Origin of the sequence: Pseudomonas sp. TMW22090, from assembly GCF_022496665.1 — a bacterium.
Classification (GTDB): domain Bacteria; phylum Pseudomonadota; class Gammaproteobacteria; order Pseudomonadales; family Pseudomonadaceae; genus Aquipseudomonas; species Aquipseudomonas gregormendelii.
Genome location: NZ_SCFH01000003.1, coordinates 109,741 through 126,504, shown reverse-complemented (window position 1 = coordinate 126,504; position 16,764 = coordinate 109,741). Strand labels below are relative to the sequence as shown.

15 protein-coding genes are annotated in these 16,764 nt (G+C 60.6%); 10 read left to right on the top strand and 5 right to left on the bottom strand.

From position 1 onward, the window contains the following. Window positions 1–141 precede the first annotated feature (141 nt). On the top strand, window positions 142–1,242 hold the full coding sequence (gene gbcB / locus EQV97_RS09815; RefSeq protein ID WP_045059906.1) for a glycine-betaine demethylase subunit GbcB: 1,101 nt from the start codon (window positions 142–144) through the stop codon (window positions 1,240–1,242). Between the two features lie 158 nt (window positions 1,243–1,400). On the opposite strand, the gene EQV97_RS09810 is transcribed toward gbcB, so the two are convergent. After that, window positions 1,401–2,441 carry a low specificity L-threonine aldolase gene (locus EQV97_RS09810; RefSeq protein ID WP_045059907.1) on the bottom strand — a complete coding sequence of 347 codons (1,041 nt, stop codon included), beginning with the start codon at window positions 2,439–2,441 and terminating at the stop codon, window positions 1,401–1,403. 132 nt (window positions 2,442–2,573) lie between these two features. On the opposite strand from EQV97_RS09810, the gene EQV97_RS09805 reads away from it, so the two are divergent. From EQV97_RS09805 to fdhA, 8 genes are all read left to right on the top strand, one after another. Then, a complete protein-coding gene (locus EQV97_RS09805) occupies window positions 2,574–3,290 on the top strand; it encodes a TraX family protein (protein WP_240888880.1) in 717 nt (238 codons plus the stop codon). A gap of 282 nt (window positions 3,291–3,572) precedes the next feature. Then, the gene (glyA, locus tag EQV97_RS09800; RefSeq protein WP_122841208.1) at window positions 3,573–4,826 is read left to right on the top strand and encodes a serine hydroxymethyltransferase; all 1,254 of its coding nucleotides are present in this window, start codon (window positions 3,573–3,575) and stop codon (window positions 4,824–4,826) included. Window positions 4,827–4,849: 23 nt separating this feature from the next. Then, window positions 4,850–6,100, top strand: coding sequence for a sarcosine oxidase subunit beta (locus tag EQV97_RS09795; protein ID WP_007947735.1), 1,251 nt, complete (start codon window positions 4,850–4,852; stop codon window positions 6,098–6,100). 14 nt (window positions 6,101–6,114) lie between these two features. Beyond that, window positions 6,115–6,444 (top strand): sarcosine oxidase subunit delta, encoded by a 330-nt coding sequence (locus tag EQV97_RS09790; RefSeq protein WP_122841209.1) that lies wholly within the window; start codon window positions 6,115–6,117, stop codon window positions 6,442–6,444. Continuing rightward, on the top strand, window positions 6,441–9,458 hold the full coding sequence (locus EQV97_RS09785; protein ID WP_122841210.1) for a sarcosine oxidase subunit alpha: 3,018 nt from the start codon (window positions 6,441–6,443) through the stop codon (window positions 9,456–9,458). Before EQV97_RS09790 ends, EQV97_RS09785 begins: the two co-directional genes overlap by 4 nt. A gap of 130 nt (window positions 9,459–9,588) precedes the next feature. Continuing rightward, on the top strand, window positions 9,589–10,221 hold the full coding sequence (gene soxG / locus EQV97_RS09780) for a sarcosine oxidase subunit gamma family protein (protein ID WP_122841211.1): 633 nt from the start codon (window positions 9,589–9,591) through the stop codon (window positions 10,219–10,221). Between the two features lie 156 nt (window positions 10,222–10,377). After that, on the top strand, window positions 10,378–11,235 hold the full coding sequence (purU, locus tag EQV97_RS09775) for a formyltetrahydrofolate deformylase (RefSeq protein ID WP_122841212.1): 858 nt from the start codon (window positions 10,378–10,380) through the stop codon (window positions 11,233–11,235). Between the two features lie 216 nt (window positions 11,236–11,451). Continuing rightward, window positions 11,452–12,651 (top strand): formaldehyde dehydrogenase, glutathione-independent, encoded by a 1,200-nt coding sequence (gene fdhA / locus EQV97_RS09770; RefSeq protein WP_053163059.1) that lies wholly within the window; start codon window positions 11,452–11,454, stop codon window positions 12,649–12,651. Window positions 12,652–12,790: 139 nt separating this feature from the next. Here the strand turns inward: fdhA and EQV97_RS09765 are convergent, their stop codons facing one another. From EQV97_RS09765 to EQV97_RS09755, 3 genes are read right to left on the bottom strand one after another with little or no spacing between them, the layout of a single operon-like run. Continuing rightward, window positions 12,791–13,465, bottom strand: a complete 675-nt coding sequence (locus EQV97_RS09765; RefSeq protein ID WP_122841213.1) for an anti-sigma factor — start codon at window positions 13,463–13,465, stop codon at window positions 12,791–12,793. After that, a complete protein-coding gene (locus tag EQV97_RS09760) occupies window positions 13,462–14,106 on the bottom strand; it encodes a sigma-70 family RNA polymerase sigma factor (protein WP_122841214.1) in 645 nt (214 codons plus the stop codon). The genes EQV97_RS09765 and EQV97_RS09760 overlap by 4 nt, the downstream gene beginning before the upstream one ends. A 56-nt stretch (window positions 14,107–14,162) precedes the next feature. Further along, entirely contained in the window at window positions 14,163–14,756 is a 594-nt protein-coding gene (locus EQV97_RS09755; protein WP_122841215.1) for a fasciclin domain-containing protein, read from the bottom strand. 319 nt (window positions 14,757–15,075) lie between these two features. Here EQV97_RS09755 and EQV97_RS09750 point away from each other — a divergent pair, with 319 nt between their 5' ends. Continuing rightward, window positions 15,076–15,633 (top strand): DUF2780 domain-containing protein, encoded by a 558-nt coding sequence (locus EQV97_RS09750; protein ID WP_122841216.1) that lies wholly within the window; start codon window positions 15,076–15,078, stop codon window positions 15,631–15,633. Between the two features lies 1 nt (window position 15,634). On the opposite strand, the gene EQV97_RS09745 is transcribed toward EQV97_RS09750, so the two are convergent. Beyond that, entirely contained in the window at window positions 15,635–16,522 is an 888-nt protein-coding gene (locus tag EQV97_RS09745) for an acyltransferase (RefSeq protein ID WP_240888879.1), read from the bottom strand. Window positions 16,523–16,764 lie beyond the last annotated feature (242 nt).

The window sequence follows — 16,764 nt, the reverse complement described above, 5'->3', positions numbered from 1 at the left end:
CAATCTGTTCCCGACGCGCAACCCCCGGTAACCAAGGGCTGGTCGCGATAAGTATGTGAATGTCGCAGATAGGTAAATGGGTGTTCCGCGCTATACGCAGAATCGCCAACATAAGGCCGACCATCGGCGGTGGAGAACAGCATGTCCAACAGCTTCCTGAACCCGGTAACCACGCAGACCTGGGCCAATGGTCGACACATCGTGCGTTGCGTCAAAGTCATCCAGGAAACCTGGGACGTGCGCACCTTCTGCTTTATGGCGGACCAGCCGATCCTGTTCTTTTTCAAGCCGGGGCAGTTCGTTACCCTTGAGCTGGAAATCGAAGGCGTGCCGATCATGCGTTCGTACACCATTTCCAGTTCCCCCTCGGTGCCGTACAGCTTTTCCGTGACCATCAAGCGCGTGCCGGGGGGCAAGGTGTCGAACTGGTTGCACGACACCCTGCACGAAGGCCAGGAGCTTGCGGTACACGGGCCGGTCGGGCTTTTCAACGCGATGGACTTCACCGCGCCAAAGGTCTTGTACCTCAGCGGTGGGGTCGGCATCACGCCAGTGATGTCCATGGCGCGCTGGTTCTACGACACCAACGGCAACGTCGACATGGTGTTCATTCACAGCGCCCGTTCACCCAAGGACATCATCTACCACCGTGAGCTGGAACACATGGCGTCGCGGATCGACAACTTCAGCCTGCACCTGATTTGCGAGAAGCATGGTCTGGGTGAGCCTTGGGCGGGGTATCGCGGTTACCTGAACCACAAGATGCTGGAACTGATGGCACCCGACTTCATGGAGCGCGAGGTGTTCTGCTGCGGCCCGACGCCGTACATGAATGCGGTCAAGCGCATGCTTGAAGCGGTCGGCTTCGACATGTCGCGTTATCACGAGGAATCCTTCGGCGCGACGCCACCGGAAGCCCGGGCGGATGCGGTGGAGCAGGCGGAAATTGCTGCCGACGCGCCGGAAGTCGATTTGGCGGACCTGCATCAGGTCGAATTTATCTCGTCCGGCAAGAGCATTCGTGTGGCACCCGGTGAAACCGTGCATGCGGCGGCGGCCAAGCTCGGTTTGCTGATTCCGAAGGCCTGCGGGATGGGTATTTGCGGTACGTGCAAGGTGTTGAAATTGGGGGGCGAGGTGGAGATGGACCACAACGGCGGAATTACCGAAGAGGACGAAGCGGAAGGGTTCATCCTGTCGTGCTGCAGCGTGCCGAAAGGGGACGTGCGCATTGAGTTTTAATCGGTATTGGTGATGACTGCTGATTGCCCCTGCGGACCATGGGTGACGAAACCTGTAGGAGCTGCCTCGTTGCACTCGACGGCTCCTACGGCTCCTACGGCTCCTACAGGTGCGCAGGTCCACAAGCAAGTAGCTCCGCAGGCCTGCACAGGGAAAGCTTAGCGGGACATGACCTCGCGAATGTCCGCCGCCAATTCACGTACCCGTTCCTCCTCGGTGTCCCACGAGCACATGAAGCGCGCGCCGCCGTTGCCGATGAAGGTGTAGAAGCGCCAGCCCTTGGCGGTCAGTGCGGCGATGGCCGGTTCCGACAGTTGCAGGAACACGCCGTTGGCCTGCACCGGGAACATCAGTTCCACTCCTGGAATATCGCTGACCAGCTCGGCCAGCAATTGCGCACAATGGTTGGCGTGGCGGGCGTATTTGAGCCAGGCGTCGTTTTCCAGGATCCCGACCCAGGGGGCCGAGAGGAAGCGCATTTTCGAGGCCAACTGCCCGGCCTGCTTGCAGCGGTAGTCGAAGTCTTCGGCCAGTTTGTGGTTGAAAAACAGGATCGCTTCACCCACCGCCATGCCGTTTTTCGTACCGCCAAAGCACAGCACGTCGACACCGGCCTTCCAGGTCAGGTCCGCTGGAGAGCAGCCGAGAAAAGCGCAGGCGTTGGAGAATCGCGCGCCGTCCATGTGCAGGTTCAGGCCGAGCTCCTTGCAAGTGGCGCTGATGGCACGGATTTCTTCAGGGGTGTAGATGCTGCCGACTTCAGTGGCCTGGGTCAGGGTCACGACCCGGGGTTTTGGGTAGTGAATATCCTGGCGCTTGAGAGCGACTTCACGAATGGATGCCGGGGTCAGCTTGCCATTTTCGGTGCGCGCAACCAGCAGCTTGGAGCCGTTGGAGAAGAATTCCGGCGCGCCGCATTCGTCGGTCTCGACGTGGGCGGTTTCCGAGCAGATTACGCTGTGGTAACTCTGGCAAAGCGACGACAGGGCCAGGGAGTTGGCAGCAGTGCCGTTGAAGGCGAAGAACACTTCGCAGTCGGTTTCGAACAGTTTGCGGAATTGATCGGACGCGCGTGCGGTCCATTCATCGTCGCCATAAGCACGCTGGTGGCCGTGGTTGGCCTGCTCCATGGCCGCCCAGGCTTCAGGGCAGATACCGGAATAGTTGTCGCTGGCGAATTGTTGGCTCTTGTCGGTCATGGCCGGCTTCCGTGATCGAAGCTCTTATGGTGAAGAGCATTCGTGGTCAATGATGGTGCGCACTTTACCGAAGATCGTCCGGGGAGCACACGGGATGCTGCTTTCGAAAAAATACAGCGTTGGCGGACAATTATGCACATGACTCGGCGCGATGGTGCACTCGATCTGCTCAAGTGGCTGGCGCTTTTGAGCATGGTGCTCGATCACCTGCGATATGTCGGCTATTCCATTGATATCCTGTTTGCGCCGGGGCGATTGGCGTTCCCATGGTTCTGCCTGGCAATGGCTGCGAACCTGGCGCGCATGGGCGTATCCCGCGCCGGCACTCCGTGGCGGTATCTGCTGTGGTTGGTGGTGTTCAGCGCCATCAGCGAGATCCCGTATCGGCTGTTCATGCCGGCGCCCGACACGCTGAACGTGCTGCCCACGCTGGTCCTGGGGTTGTTGGTGGCGCGCGGTTGGCAGCAGCAAACGCTGGAATCGCGTCTGCTCGCGCTGGGTGCATTGGTACTGGCTGCATTGTTCCCGGAACGACTGATGTTCGGGTTCTTCGGCGTGCTGTTGCCGCTGGCGATGCTGCTGGTGATCAGGCGGCCCTGGTATTACAGCCTGTTGCCAGGGGTGGTGGGCCTGGCGGCGAATCAATGGCAGGTGCTATATCCGGCGGCGCAGTTTGGCAATGTCGCCGCCATCTGGGGCATTGTCACTTGTCTGATCGCGCCATGGCTGGGTATGGTCTTGTTGCGACATGCCAAACATCTCAAGCCTGTGCCAATGCGACGCTGGCCGTATGCGTTGTATCCGCTGCATTTCCTTGTGCTGTTACTCGTCCGCGAAATCATCGCTTAACCCTGTGGGAGCTGGCTTGCCAGCGATAGCGGCGTCACATCCAGCATTGATGGCGGCTGACACACCGCCATCGCTGGGACGCCAGTTCCCACAGGGTTTTTCGTTGATTTGAGGATCGTGTTCGGCATGCCATCTGCGCCCATGTCGTAAACGCACCTTTGCGTGGCGTCCGTAGGCATTTGGCCTGTCTGCGCCGGTCATACCATCGCATCAAAGGGCACTGTCGCAACACCAGTGCCTCACCGAGACGAATGGCGCACAGATGCCGCTGGGAGAGACGCGATGTTCAGCAAGCAAGACCAGATCCAGGGTTACGACGATGCACTGCTGGCGGCGATGAATGCCGAGGAGCAACGTCAGGAAGATCATATCGAGCTGATCGCGTCCGAAAACTACACCAGCAAGCGCGTGATGCAAGCGCAAGGCAGCGGCCTGACCAACAAATACGCCGAAGGCTACCCGGGCAAGCGCTACTACGGTGGCTGCGAGCACGTCGACAAGGTTGAAGCGCTGGCCATCGAGCGCGCCAAGCAACTGTTCGGTGCCGATTACGCCAACGTCCAGCCGCATTCCGGCAGCCAGGCTAACGCCGCTGTCTATCTGGCCCTGCTGAACGCAGGCGATACCGTGCTGGGCATGAGCCTGGCCCACGGCGGTCACCTGACTCACGGCGCCAAGGTCAGCTTCTCCGGCAAGCTCTACAACGCCGTGCAGTACGGCATCGACACCACCACCGGCCTGATCGACTACGACGAAGTCGAGCGCCTGGCGGTCGAGCACAAGCCGAAAATGATCATCGCCGGGTTCTCCGCCTACTCCAAGACTCTGGACTTCCCGCGCTTCCGCCAGATCGCTGACAAAGTCGGTGCCTACTTCTTCGTCGACATGGCGCACGTCGCCGGCCTGGTCGCTGCCGGGCTGTACCCGAACCCTCTGCCATACGCCGACGTGGTCACCACCACCACCCACAAGACCCTGCGCGGTCCAAGGGGTGGCTTGATCCTGGCCAAGGCCAACGAAGAGCTGGAAAAGAAATTCAACGCTGCCGTGTTCCCCGGCGGCCAGGGCGGCCCGCTGATGCACGTGATCGCCGGTAAGGCGGTGTGCTTCAAGGAAGCGCTGGAGCCAGGTTTCAAGGCGTACCAGCAGCAAGTGATCGACAACGCCCAGGCCATGGCCGGCGTATTTATCAATCGCGGCTACGATGTAGTGTCCGGCGGCACCGATAACCACCTGTTCCTGGTCAGCCTGATCCGTCAGGGCCTAACTGGCAAAGAAGCGGATGCAGCACTCGGCCGCGCTCACATCACCGTGAACAAGAACGCTGTTCCGAACGATCCACAGTCGCCGTTCGTGACCTCTGGCCTGCGCATCGGCACTCCGGCGGTGACGACTCGCGGCTTCAAGGTGACGCAGTGCGTCACGCTGGCCGGCTGGATCTGCGACATCCTCGACAACCTCGGCGACGCCGACGTAGAAGCAAATGTTGCCCAGCAAGTGACGGCCCTGTGCGCGGACTTCCCGGTTTATCGCTGAGCGCGGTTTTGGAGTAAATGACTATGCAACGGTATTCGGGCTTCGGCCTCTTCAAACACTCCCTCAGCCATCACGAAAACTGGCAGAAAATGTGGCGCACGCCGACCCCTAAAAAGGTCTATGACGTGGTCATCGTCGGCGGTGGCGGGCATGGTCTCGCGACCGCCTACTACCTCGCCAAGGAACACGGCATCACCAATGTGGCCGTGGTCGAGAAAGGCTGGCTGGGCGGCGGTAACACGGCGCGCAACACCACCATCGTTCGTTCCAACTACCTGTGGGACGAGTCGGCGCACCTGTACGAACACGCGATGAAACTGTGGGAAGGCCTGTCACAGGACCTGAACTACAACGTGATGTTCTCCCAGCGCGGCGTCTACAACCTGTGCCACACCCTGCAGGACATCCGTGATTCCGAGCGTCGGGTCAGCGCCAACCGCCTCAACGGCGTGGACGGTGAACTGCTCGATGCCAAGCAAGTGGCCGACGAGATTCCGTACCTCGACTGCTCGAAAAACACTCGCTACCCGGTGATGGGCGCCACTGTCCAGCGTCGCGGCGGCGTGGCCCGTCACGATGCCGTGGCCTGGGGCTTTGCCCGTGCCGCCGATGCACTGGGTGTGGACCTGATCCAGCAGACCGAAGTGATCGGCTTCCGCAAGGAAAACGGCGTATGCATCGGCGTGGAAACCAACAAGGGCTTCATCGGCGCCAAGCGCGTTGGCGTGGTGACAGCCGGTAACTCCGGACACATGGCAAAGCTGGCGGGTTTCCGTCTGCCGATCGAATCCCACCCGCTGCAAGCGCTGGTATCCGAGCCGATCAAGCCGATTATCGACAGCGTGATCATGTCCAACGCCGTACACGGTTACATCAGCCAGTCCGACAAGGGCGACCTGGTGATCGGCGCCGGTATCGACGGCTACAACGGCTACGGCCAGCGCGGTTCGTACCCGGTGATCGAGCACACCATCCAGGCCATCGTCGAGATGTTCCCGGTGTTGTCCCGCGTGCGCATGAACCGGCAGTGGGGTGGCATCGTCGACACCACGCCGGACGCCTGCCCGATCATTTCAAAAACTCCGGTGCCGAACATGTTCTTCAACTGCGGTTGGGGCACCGGTGGCTTCAAGGCAACACCCGGCTCGGGCAACGTATTTGCCGCGAGCCTGGCCAAGGGTGAAATGCACCCATTGGCTGCACCTTTCTCCATCGACCGTTTCCACAACGGTGCGTTGATCGATGAACACGGCGCTGCTGCGGTTGCCCACTAACAGGAGAAATACCCATGTTGCATATCTTCTGTCCTCACTGCGGCGAGCTGCGCTCCGAAGAGGAATTTCACGCATCCGGCCAGGCGCACATACCGCGTCCACTGGACCCGGCCTCCTGCACCGACGAGGAGTGGGGCGACTATATGTTCTTCCGCGATAACCCTCGCGGCCTGCACCATGAGCTGTGGATTCACGCCGCCGGTTGCCGTCAGTACTTCAACGCCACCCGCGACACCGTGACCTACGAAATTCTCGAAACCTACAAGATCGGCACCAAGCCACAATTCACCGACAAGACCGACAGCCCGAAAGCGGCCGCCACGGCTCTGGGAGAGAAGGTATGAGCCAGATCAATCGCCTGTCCAACGGCGGACGCATCGACCGCAACAAAGTGCTGAGCTTCACGTTCAACGGCCAGAGCTACAAGGGCTATGAAGGTGACTCCCTGGCCGCCGCGCTGATCGCCAACGGCGTGGATATCATCGGTCGCAGCTTCAAGTATTCCCGCCCACGCGGCATCTTCGCCGCAGGCGCTGAAGAGCCGAACGCAGTGCTGCAGATCGGCGCAACCGAAGCCACGCAGATCCCCAACGTACGCGCCACGCAACAGGCGCTGTATCAAGGCCTGGTCGCCACCAGCACCAACGGCTGGCCAAGTGTGAACAACGACATGATGGGCATTCTGGGCAAGGTCGGCGGCAAGCTGATGCCGCCGGGCTTTTACTACAAAACCTTCATGTACCCGCAATCGTTCTGGATGACCTACGAGAAGTACATTCGTAAGGCCGCAGGTCTTGGTCGCTCGCCGACCGAGAACGATCCGGACACCTACGACTACATGAACCAGCACTGCGATGTGCTGATCGTTGGCGGTGGCCCTGCTGGCCTGGCCGCGGCACTGGCGGCTGCGCGCAGCGGTGCCCGGGTGATCCTGGCCGATGAACAGGAAGAGTTCGGCGGCAGCCTGCTCGATTCCCGCGAAAGCCTGGACGGCAAGCCTGCCGTGGAATGGATCGCCAGCGTCATCGACGAACTGAAGAATACCCCGGACGTGCTGCTGTTGCCGCGTGCCACGGTCAACGGTTACCACGACCATAACTTCCTGACCATTCACGAGCGCCTCACCGATCACCTCGGCGATCGCGCCCCGATCGGCCAGGTGCGTCAACGCATTCACCGCGTCCGCGCCAAGCGCGTGGTGCTGGCGACCGGTGCTCACGAGCGTCCGCTGGTCTACGGCAACAACGACGTGCCGGGCAACATGCTTGCCGGTGCCGTCTCGACTTACGTTCGTCGGTATGGCGTCGCACCGGGCAAAAAGCTTGTCCTGAGCACCAACAACGACCACGCCTATCGCGTGGCGCTGGATTGGCTCGATGCCAGCCTGCAGGTCGTGGCTATCGCTGATGCGCGCAGCAATCCGCGCGGCGCGCTGGTGGAAGAGGCGCGCGCCAAAGGCATTCGCATCCTGACCGGCAGTGCCGTGATCGAGGCTCGCGGCACCAAACGCGTGACTGGCGCGCGCATTGCTGCCATTGACGTCAAAGGGCACAAGGTCACCAGCCCCGGCGAATGGCTGGACTGCGACCTGGTGGTCAGCTCCGGCGGCTACAGCCCGGTGGTGCACCTGGCGTCGCACCTGGGAGGCAAGCCGACCTGGCGTGAAGACATCCTCGGTTTTGTACCGGGCGAGGCACCGCAAAAACGCGTATGCGTCGGCGGTATCAATGGCGTCTACGGTCTGGGTGATTCCCTGGCCGATGGCTTTGAAGGTGGCGCCCGTGCCGCCAGCGAAGCCGGTTTCGGGGTGGTCGAAGGTACTTTGCCTAAAGCCCTGAGCCGCCTCGAAGAGCCAACCCTGGCGCTGTTCCAGGTGCCCCACGAGAAGAATTCGGCCCGTGCGCCCAAGCAATTCGTCGACTTCCAGAACGACGTCACCGCCGGTGGCATCGAACTGGCGACCCGCGAAGGTTTCGAGTCGGTGGAGCACGTCAAACGCTACACCGCACTGGGCTTCGGCACCGATCAGGGCAAGCTGGGTAACGTCAACGGCCTGGCCATCGCCGCCCGCTCGCTGAACGTCACCATCCCGCAGATGGGCACCACGATGTTCCGTCCCAACTACACGCCGGTGACTTTCGGTGCCGTAGCCGGTCGTCACTGTGGGCACATCTTCGAGCCTGTGCGTTTCACTGCATTGCATCACTGGCATGTGAAAAACGGCGCCGAGTTTGAAGACGTCGGCCAATGGAAACGCCCATGGTATTTCCCGAAAAACGGTGAAGACCTGCATGCCGCGGTCAAGCGCGAATGCAAGGCCGTACGCGACAGCGTCGGTCTGCTGGATGCTTCGACCCTGGGCAAGATCGACATCCAGGGCCCGGACGCCCGCGAATTCCTCAACCGCATCTACACCAACGCCTGGACCAAGCTCGATGTGGGCAAGGCGCGTTACGGCCTGATGTGCAAAGAAGACGGAATGGTGTTCGACGACGGCGTGACCGCTTGCCTGGCCGACAACCATTTTGTGATGACCACCACCACCGGCGGCGCCGCCCGGGTACTGCAATGGCTGGAAATTTACCAGCAGACCGAATGGCCAGACCTGAAGGTGTACTTCACTTCAGTGACTGACCATTGGGCAACCATGACCCTGTCCGGCCCGAACAGCCGCAAGCTGCTCAGCCAGGTCACGGACATCGACTTGAGCAACGAAGCCTTCCCGTTCATGACCTGGAAAGAAGGCGTAGTCGGCGGCGTGCCGGCGCGGGTGTTCCGGATTTCGTTCACCGGCGAGCTGTCGTATGAAGTCAACGTGCAAGCCGACTACGCGATGGGCGTGCTGGAGAAAATTGTCGAGGCGGGCAAGCAATACAACCTGACCCCGTATGGCACTGAAACCATGCACGTTCTGCGGGCCGAGAAGGGCTTCATCATCGTCGGCCAGGACACCGACGGTTCGATGACCCCGGATGACCTGAACATGGGCTGGTGTGTCGGTCGCACCAAACCGTTCTCGTGGATCGGCTGGCGCGGCATGAACCGCGAGGACTGCGTGCGCGATCAACGCAAACAGCTGGTTGGCCTGAAACCGATCGATCCGACCAAATGGCTCCCTGAGGGTGCGCAGCTGGTGTTCAACACCAAGCAGGCGATCCCGATGAGCATGGTCGGCCACGTGACCTCCAGCTACGCGCACAACTCCCTGGGCTATTCGTTTGCCATGGGCGTGGTCAAGGGCGGCCTGAACCGCATGGGCGAGCGAGTGTTCGCCCCGCTGGCGGATGGCAGCGTGATCGAGGCGGAAATCGTTTCTTCGGTGTTCTTTGATCCGAAAGGGGATCGTCAGAACGTGTAACACCACAGTACCTGTGGGAGCGTGGCTTGCCCGCGATGAACGATAACGCGGTGCTTCAGGCAGAACGCGTCGCTCCCATCGCGGGCAAGCCCGCTCCCACAGGGCACACGAATTCAGGAACAGGTGCTTTATGACCGCAGCCAATGTGTACCAACAACGCCCAACCACCGGCGCCAAGGCCGAGTCGTCGTTGCATCATGCCGACCTCGCCAGCCTGGTAGGCAAGGGTCGCAAGAATGCCGGCGTGATCGTGCGTGAGAAGAAACTCCTCGGCCACCTGACCATCCGTGGCGATGGCCACGATGCCGCGTTTTCCGAAGGGGTGCACAAGGCCCTTGGCATTGAATTGCCGGGCGCTCTGAGCGTGATCGTCAAAGGCGAGACCAGCCTGCAGTGGATGGGACCGGATGAATGGCTGCTGATCGTGCCAACCGGTGAAGAATTTGCCGCCGAGCAAAAGCTGCGTGCAGCGCTGGGTGATTTGCACATCCAGATCGTCAACGTTAGCGGCGGCCAGCAGATCCTCGAACTGAGCGGCCCGAATGTGCGCCAGGTCCTGATGAAATCGACCAGCTACGACGTGCACCCCAACAGCTTCCCCGTGGGCAAGGCCGTGGGCACGGTGTTCGCCAAGTCGCAACTGGTGATCCGCCATACCGCCGAAGACACCTGGGAGCTGCTGATCCGTCGCAGTTTCTCCGATTACTGGTGGTTGTGGTTGCAGGATGCCGCAGCCGAGTACGGCCTCAGCGTCCAGGCTTGATCACAACCGCTCACCTGTAGGAACGAGCTTGCTCGCGATGGACTTGAGGACGACGCGTTAACCCAGGCGGTACGCGTTATCGTTGGCGCCCATCGCGAGCAAGCTCGCTCCTACAGAGGTAGCGTCGTTTACCGATACCTCAGGAGTCACTGCACTATGAGCCGCGCCCCAGACACATGGATTCTGACCGCCGACTGCCCTAGCGTCCTCGGCACCGTGGACGCGGTGACGCGGTTTCTTTTCGAGCAGGGCTGCTACGTCACCGAGCACCACTCCTTCGATGATCGGCTCTCGGGACGATTTTTCATCCGGGTGGAATTCCGTCAGCCTGACGGGTTCGATGAACAGTCATTCCGCGCCGGCTTGCAGGAGCGCGGTGAAGCGTTCGGCATGATCTTCGAACTGACTGCGCCGAACTATCGGCCAAAAGTGGTGATCATGGTGTCCAAGGCCGATCACTGCCTAAACGATCTGCTTTATCGCCAACGCATTGGCCAACTGTCCATGGACGTGGCCGCAGTGGTCTCCAATCATCCGGACCTCAAGCCCCTGGCCGACTGGCACCAGATTCCTTACTACCACTTCCCGCTCGACCCGAACGACAAGCCATCCCAAGAGCGTCAGGTGTGGCAAGTGATCGAAGAGTGCGGTGCGGAGCTGGTGATTCTTGCGCGCTACATGCAGGTCCTGTCACCGGAGCTGTGCCGCAAGCTCGATGGCAAGGCGATCAATATCCATCACTCCCTGTTGCCCGGTTTCAAGGGCGCCAAGCCGTATCACCAGGCCTATAACAAGGGCGTGAAACTGGTGGGCGCCACGGCGCACTACATCAACAACGACCTGGACGAAGGGCCGATCATTGCCCAAGGCGTGGAGGCCGTGGATCACAGTCACTATCCGGAAGACCTGATCGCCAAGGGCCGGGATATCGAAGGGCTGACCTTGGCGCGAGCGGTGGGTTATCACATTGAGCGGCGAGTGTTCCTGAACGCCAATCGCACCGTCGTTCTTTAAATCGCTATCGCTGGCAAGCCAGCTCCCACAGGGCTGAGGTCGCTCAGGAAATGTGCACGACCCTGACCTTGTGGGAGCGGGCTTGCCCGCGATGAGGCCTTCAAACACAACACAAGACACAAGACACAAGACACACAGGCAATAACCCGAGCAATCAACGCGCCGCCGCTAAAAGGCGACGTGAGTGCTACATAAAAACAATAGCGAGGTGAAAGCATGTCTGGCAATCGTGGTGTGGTGTATCTCGGCGCTGGCAAGGTCGAAGTACAGAAAATTGACTATCCGAAAATGCAGGACCCGCGCGGCAGGAAGATCAACCACGCTGTGATCCTGCGCGTGGTGTCCACCAACATCTGTGGTTCCGACCAGCACATGGTGCGCGGTCGGACCACCGCTCAAACCGGCCTGGTGCTGGGGCACGAAATCACCGGTGAAGTGATCGAGAAGGGCAGCGACGTCGAGAACCTGCAAATCGGTGACCTGGTGTCCGTCCCGTTCAACGTGGCTTGCGGGCGCTGCCGTTCCTGCAAGGAAATGCACACCGGTGTCTGCCTCAGCGTTAACCCGGCACGTCCGGGCGGTGCTTACGGTTATGTCGACATGGGCGACTGGACCGGCGGCCAGGCTGAATACGCCTTGGTGCCTTACGCCGACTTCAACCTGTTGAAACTGCCTGACCGTGATCGCGCAATGGAAAAAATCCGCGACCTGACCTGCCTCTCCGACATCCTGCCGACCGGTTACCACGGCGCAGTCACTGCCGGCGTTGGCCCGGGCAGCACCGTGTACATTGCAGGCGCGGGTCCAGTCGGCCTGGCCGCTGCAGCTTCCGCTCGTCTACTGGGCGCCGCTGTGGTCATCATCGGCGACGTCAACACCGTGCGCCTGGCACACGCCAAGGCCCAGGGCTTCGAAATCGCTGACCTGTCCCTGGACACCCCACTGCACGAACAGATCGCTGCACTGCTGGGCGAGCCCGAAGTGGACTGCGCCGTCGACGCCGTGGGCTTCGAAGCGCGCGGTCATGGCCACGACGGGGTCAAGCACGAGGCCCCGGCCACGGTGCTCAACTCGTTGATGGGCGTGGTTCGTGTAGCCGGCAAAATCGGTATTCCGGGCCTGTACGTGACCGAAGATCCCGGTGCAGTGGATGCCGCAGCGAAAATGGGTAGCCTGAGCATTCGCTTTGGTCTGGGCTGGGCCAAATCCCACAGCTTCCACACCGGCCAGACGCCTGTGATGAAGTACAACCGCCAGCTGATGCAGGCGATCATGTGGGACCGTATCAACATTGCCGAAGTGGTGGGCGTGCAGGTGATCAGCCTGGATCAGGCGCCGGAAGGTTACGGCGAGTTTGATGCAGGTGTGCCGAAGAAGTTTGTGATCGATCCGCACAAGTTGTTCAGCGCGGCGTAAGCGGTTACGCAAAACAAAACGGCGACCTCCGGGTCGCCGTTTTTACATCAGAAGATCGCAGCCTTCGGCAGCTCCTATGCCGAACGCGTAACCCTGCAGGAGCTGCCGAAGGCTGCGATCTTTTGATCTTTTCGTTTGCTCACAACACCGCCAACGACCCTTGATACAACACCGGCCCCGTCGGCTGCCCGGTCGGCGAGCCACCCTTGGGCTCCAGGCTCACCGCCAACGCAATCGGTTTACCGATCAGCACCTTTTGCGCATCGCTCAGCTCAACCTTGCCCTTGCCGCTCGCCGGAATCACGCCGAGGGACATCGGTTTGCCGTTCGCCGGTATCGCCCACAACTCCAGGCTGCGTTCCGGATCAACCGCAGCCAACGCCAGCGGCTCCACTTGCAGATAGTTGTCGTGGGCCAGAACCCTTAGCGCCGGTTGCGAATCGGCCGTCAGCAATGTCGCGCTGTATCGCGCCTCATCACGGTTGTAGAGCACGCTCAGGAACACGATGACCACCAGCGAACACAACGCCGCCGTCACCCGCATCCAGTTCCAGAAGGAACGCTTCTGTGGCACATGCAGTTTTTGTGGGTCGATACGCGCCGTGATGCCTTGCCACACGCGTTCCGGCACCGGTTGCTCGGGCAACGCTTCGGTCAGGCTGGCGAGACTGTCCTGCCAGTGCGCCAGTTCTGCGCGTAATGCCGCGTCTTCCAGCAGCAACTGTTCAAAGCGCCGACGAGCTGCTGCGGGCATCACGCCAATGGCGTAGTCGGCGGCGAGGGTTCGGCGCAGGCTCGGGGTTTGATAGTTCATGATTCAAGGCACCTGCGCAGGCGCTCCATGCCACGGCGGATCCAGGATTTGACCGAGCCCAGCGGCGCGGCCAGGTGTTCTGCCAGTTCCGAGCAGGACAGCCCTTGAAAGTACGCCACGGTAATCGATTGGCGCTGCCTGCCTTCGAGGCTTTCCAGGCAGCGGTTCAAGGCGTTGGCCTCGCGGGCGGTGTTCAATAATTCGTGGGCGGATGGGCTTTCATCCACGAGCGCCAGTTCTTCCTGATCGGTCAACGGCCGGTCGCGGTGTTTGCGCAACTGGTCGATGGCTTGATTGCGGGTGATGTTGATCATCCAGGTCAGCGGTGCCGACAGGTTCGATTCATAGCGCGAGGCGCTGTTCCAGATGCGCACGAAGCTTTCCTGTAGCACTTCTTCGGCCAGGTCTTGACGCCCCATGAATCGCAGGGCAACACCATGCAAGCGCGGGCCGACACTGCGGTAAAGCGTCTCGAATGCGCGGCGGTCACCCAGCGAACACTGGGCCAGAAGCTGCCTGAGCTGATCGGTGTCGGCAATGGAAATAACGGTTCTCCAATCAGTCGAGGTGGTGAGGTGAGGCTGCGTGCGGTGCCGGTTGCAGGCAGAGGTTAGTTCACGGCGCGCAGTTGTTCCATTCACGGGCAGACACCTCGGAAAAATCCGCCGACCCCGATGCGCAGGGCCGGCGGTACAACTTAACCTTTCGGCATCAGTACTTTGTCGATGACCTGAATCACGCCGTTTGACTGGTACACGTCGTAGGTGGTGATGTCGGCGACATCACCTTTTTCATCTTTGATGGTGATGTTGTGCGGGCCGTTCATCATCGCCCAGAGCTTGCCGCCCGCCACGGTGGTGAGTTCGGTCTTGCCGCCACCGGCCTTGATCTTCTCGGTCAGGGTCATCATGTCGAGTTTGCCGGCGACGACGTGGTAGGTGAGGATTTTGGTCAGGGTGGCCTTGTTTTCAGGTTTGAGCAGCGTATCGACGGTGCCGGCGGGCAGGGCGGTGAAGGCCGAATTGACCGGTGCGAACACAGTGAATGGGCCTTTGCCTTTGAGGGTGTCGACGAGGCCGGCGGCTTTCACGGCGGCGACCAGCGTGGTGTGGTCTGAGGAGTTCACCGCGTTATCGACGATGTCTTTGCTCGGCAGCATGCTTTGGCCGCCGACCATCACCGCGTCATGGCTCATGGTTGCCGCTTGCACGATGTTCAGGGCGGATCCGCCGCCAAGGGCCAGGGTCAGCAGGCTGGCAATCAACGGCGTTTTCATCGAAGTGCGTTTCATGGTAGTGATCCTTGAGGATGGAATCGGCCAGGAATGTCTGTCCGTGCTTGATATACGCGGCGGGGTCCAGACTGGATGCACCACGAAGAAACTATTTTTGAGGGGCACAACGCCGGACCCTGCAGGAGCCTGCAATCTTTTGATCTTGATTTTGGGCGGGCTTGAATGCGCTGAAAATCGAAAGATCGCAGCCTTCGGCAGCTTCTACAGAAGCTGCGACAGGCTTACAGATGCGGGAACAATCCTCCGGGAATCCAGTCGAACGCACAGTTTTTCGCCGTTCATGGGTGGGCGGTTTATGCCTAAAGAGGTTGTCTCGATGAAGATTTCACGCGGTTTTGCACTGGCTTCGCTCATGACCCTGGCGGCCAGCCCGGTGTTCGCCGGGTTCAGCCTGGACGATCTGACCAAAGCGGCGTCGAGCATGCAGGGCGGTGATGCGGCCACGAATGCGGCGCCGACCTCGGAAACGGCGGGTCTGCTCGGCGCGTTGACTTCGCAGTTGAATGTAAAACCCGAGCAAGCCGTCGGCGGCACCGCGGCGATGCTCGGCCTGGCGAAGAATCAGCTGAGTTCGACCGACTATTCCGAACTGGCCAAAAGCGTTCCGGGGATCGACAAGTTGTCGGGCGGTGGTGAGCTGGGCGCGTTGGCCGGTTTGCTCGGCTCGAACGGCAAGGCGGCAGGGCTGGACAATGCCCTGGGCACCGTCAAAGACACCAACGACTTGAACAATGCGTTCAGCGCCCTGGGCATGGACACCGGCATGATCGGCCAGTTTGCCCCCTTGATCCTGCAATACCTCGGTCAACAGGGCGTGGGTGGTTCGCTGCTGCAAAGCCTCGGCGGCATCTGGGGCGCAGGTACCGGCACCTGATTCAGCGGCGCCCGGCGCGCAAGGCGTCGATGCGCTGATCTTTTTCGATCCAGAGCTGGTTGACCCAGTTCTGGATTGTTTCGCGAAAAACCGGATCGTTCTCGTAATCGCCATGCCACAGCGCGGGGTCGAGTTCGCGGGTGTTGATGTCAATGATGACCCTCGGCAAGTTGCCGCTGATCAGGTCCCAGAAGCCCGGGATTTTCTGCTGCGGATAGACCACGGTGACGTCGAGAATCGCATCCAGCTGCTCGCCCATCGCCGCCAGAACAAACGCCACACCGCCCGCCTTGGGTTTGAGCAGGTGGGTGAACGGTGATTGCTGATGGGCGCTTTTCGCGGCAGTGAACCGGGTACCTTCCAGGTAATTGACCACTGTCACCGGCTGGCGCTTGAACAGCTCGCAGGCCGCCTTGGTGATTTTCAGATCCTGGCCGGCCAGCTCCGGGTTCTTCGCCAGGAAGGCTTTGGTATAGCGCTTCATGAACGGGTAATCCAGTGCCCACCACGCCAGCCCCAGGAAGGGCACCCAGATCAGTTCTTTCTTGAGGAAAAACTTGAAGAACGGCGTGCGCCGGTTCAGCGTCTGAATCAGCGCCGGAATATCGACCCAGGATTGATGATTGCTGATCACCAGGTAGGACGTGTCAGTGCGCAAGTTATCGCCGCCACGGATGTGCCATTGCGTGGGGATGCACAGCCGGAAGATCAGCTTGTCGACTTCCGCCCAGGTCTCGGCGATCCACATCACCGCCCCCGACGCGTAGTCGCGCAGGCGCCCTGGCAGCACCAGCTTGAGCAAGGCAAACACCATCAGCGGCCCGAACAGGACCAGGGTGTTGAGCAACAGCAGCAGGGTAACGAAACAGCCGGTGAGCAGTCGGCGCATAAGTCACTCTTGAAATCATTTGGGCGCGTCATGATAAGCAGCTTCGGACTCGAGGCCAAATCGGCGATGACAAATGTTTCACCTTGCTGGCGGTATGCTTGACCTCAATAACGGTCCTCAGGTCTTGTGGTGATTGATCAGACCTCTTCGCGGGCAATCCCGCTTCCACAGTAGATTGAGGTGTGCAAGATTTTTTGAACCACCCAAAACCCTGTGGGTGCGGGCTTGCCCGCGAAGCGATC

Bases quoted from the DNA above. Each gene is read 5' to 3' on its own strand.
- soxG (WP_122841211.1), top strand. From the start codon at position 9,589: ATGACCGCAGCCAATGTGTACCAACAACGCCCAACCACCGGCGCCAAG.
- gbcB (WP_045059906.1), top strand. From the start codon at position 142: ATGTCCAACAGCTTCCTGAACCCGGTAACCACGCAGACCTGGGCCAAT.
- EQV97_RS09785 (WP_122841210.1), top strand. From the start codon at position 6,441: ATGAGCCAGATCAATCGCCTGTCCAACGGCGGACGCATCGACCGCAAC.
- purU (WP_122841212.1), top strand. From the start codon at position 10,378: ATGAGCCGCGCCCCAGACACATGGATTCTGACCGCCGACTGCCCTAGC.
- EQV97_RS09755 (WP_122841215.1), bottom strand. From the start codon at position 14,756: ATGAAACGCACTTCGATGAAAACGCCGTTGATTGCCAGCCTGCTGACC.
- glyA (WP_122841208.1), top strand. From the start codon at position 3,573: ATGTTCAGCAAGCAAGACCAGATCCAGGGTTACGACGATGCACTGCTG.
- EQV97_RS09810 (WP_045059907.1), bottom strand. From the start codon at position 2,441: ATGACCGACAAGAGCCAACAATTCGCCAGCGACAACTATTCCGGTATC.
- fdhA (WP_053163059.1), top strand. From the start codon at position 11,452: ATGTCTGGCAATCGTGGTGTGGTGTATCTCGGCGCTGGCAAGGTCGAA.
- EQV97_RS09805 (WP_240888880.1), top strand. From the start codon at position 2,574: ATGCACATGACTCGGCGCGATGGTGCACTCGATCTGCTCAAGTGGCTG.
- EQV97_RS09745 (WP_240888879.1), bottom strand. From the start codon at position 16,522: ATGCGCCGACTGCTCACCGGCTGTTTCGTTACCCTGCTGCTGTTGCTC.
- EQV97_RS09765 (WP_122841213.1), bottom strand. From the start codon at position 13,465: ATGAACTATCAAACCCCGAGCCTGCGCCGAACCCTCGCCGCCGACTAC.
- EQV97_RS09750 (WP_122841216.1), top strand. From the start codon at position 15,076: ATGAAGATTTCACGCGGTTTTGCACTGGCTTCGCTCATGACCCTGGCG.
- EQV97_RS09795 (WP_007947735.1), top strand. From the start codon at position 4,850: ATGCAACGGTATTCGGGCTTCGGCCTCTTCAAACACTCCCTCAGCCAT.
- EQV97_RS09790 (WP_122841209.1), top strand. From the start codon at position 6,115: ATGTTGCATATCTTCTGTCCTCACTGCGGCGAGCTGCGCTCCGAAGAG.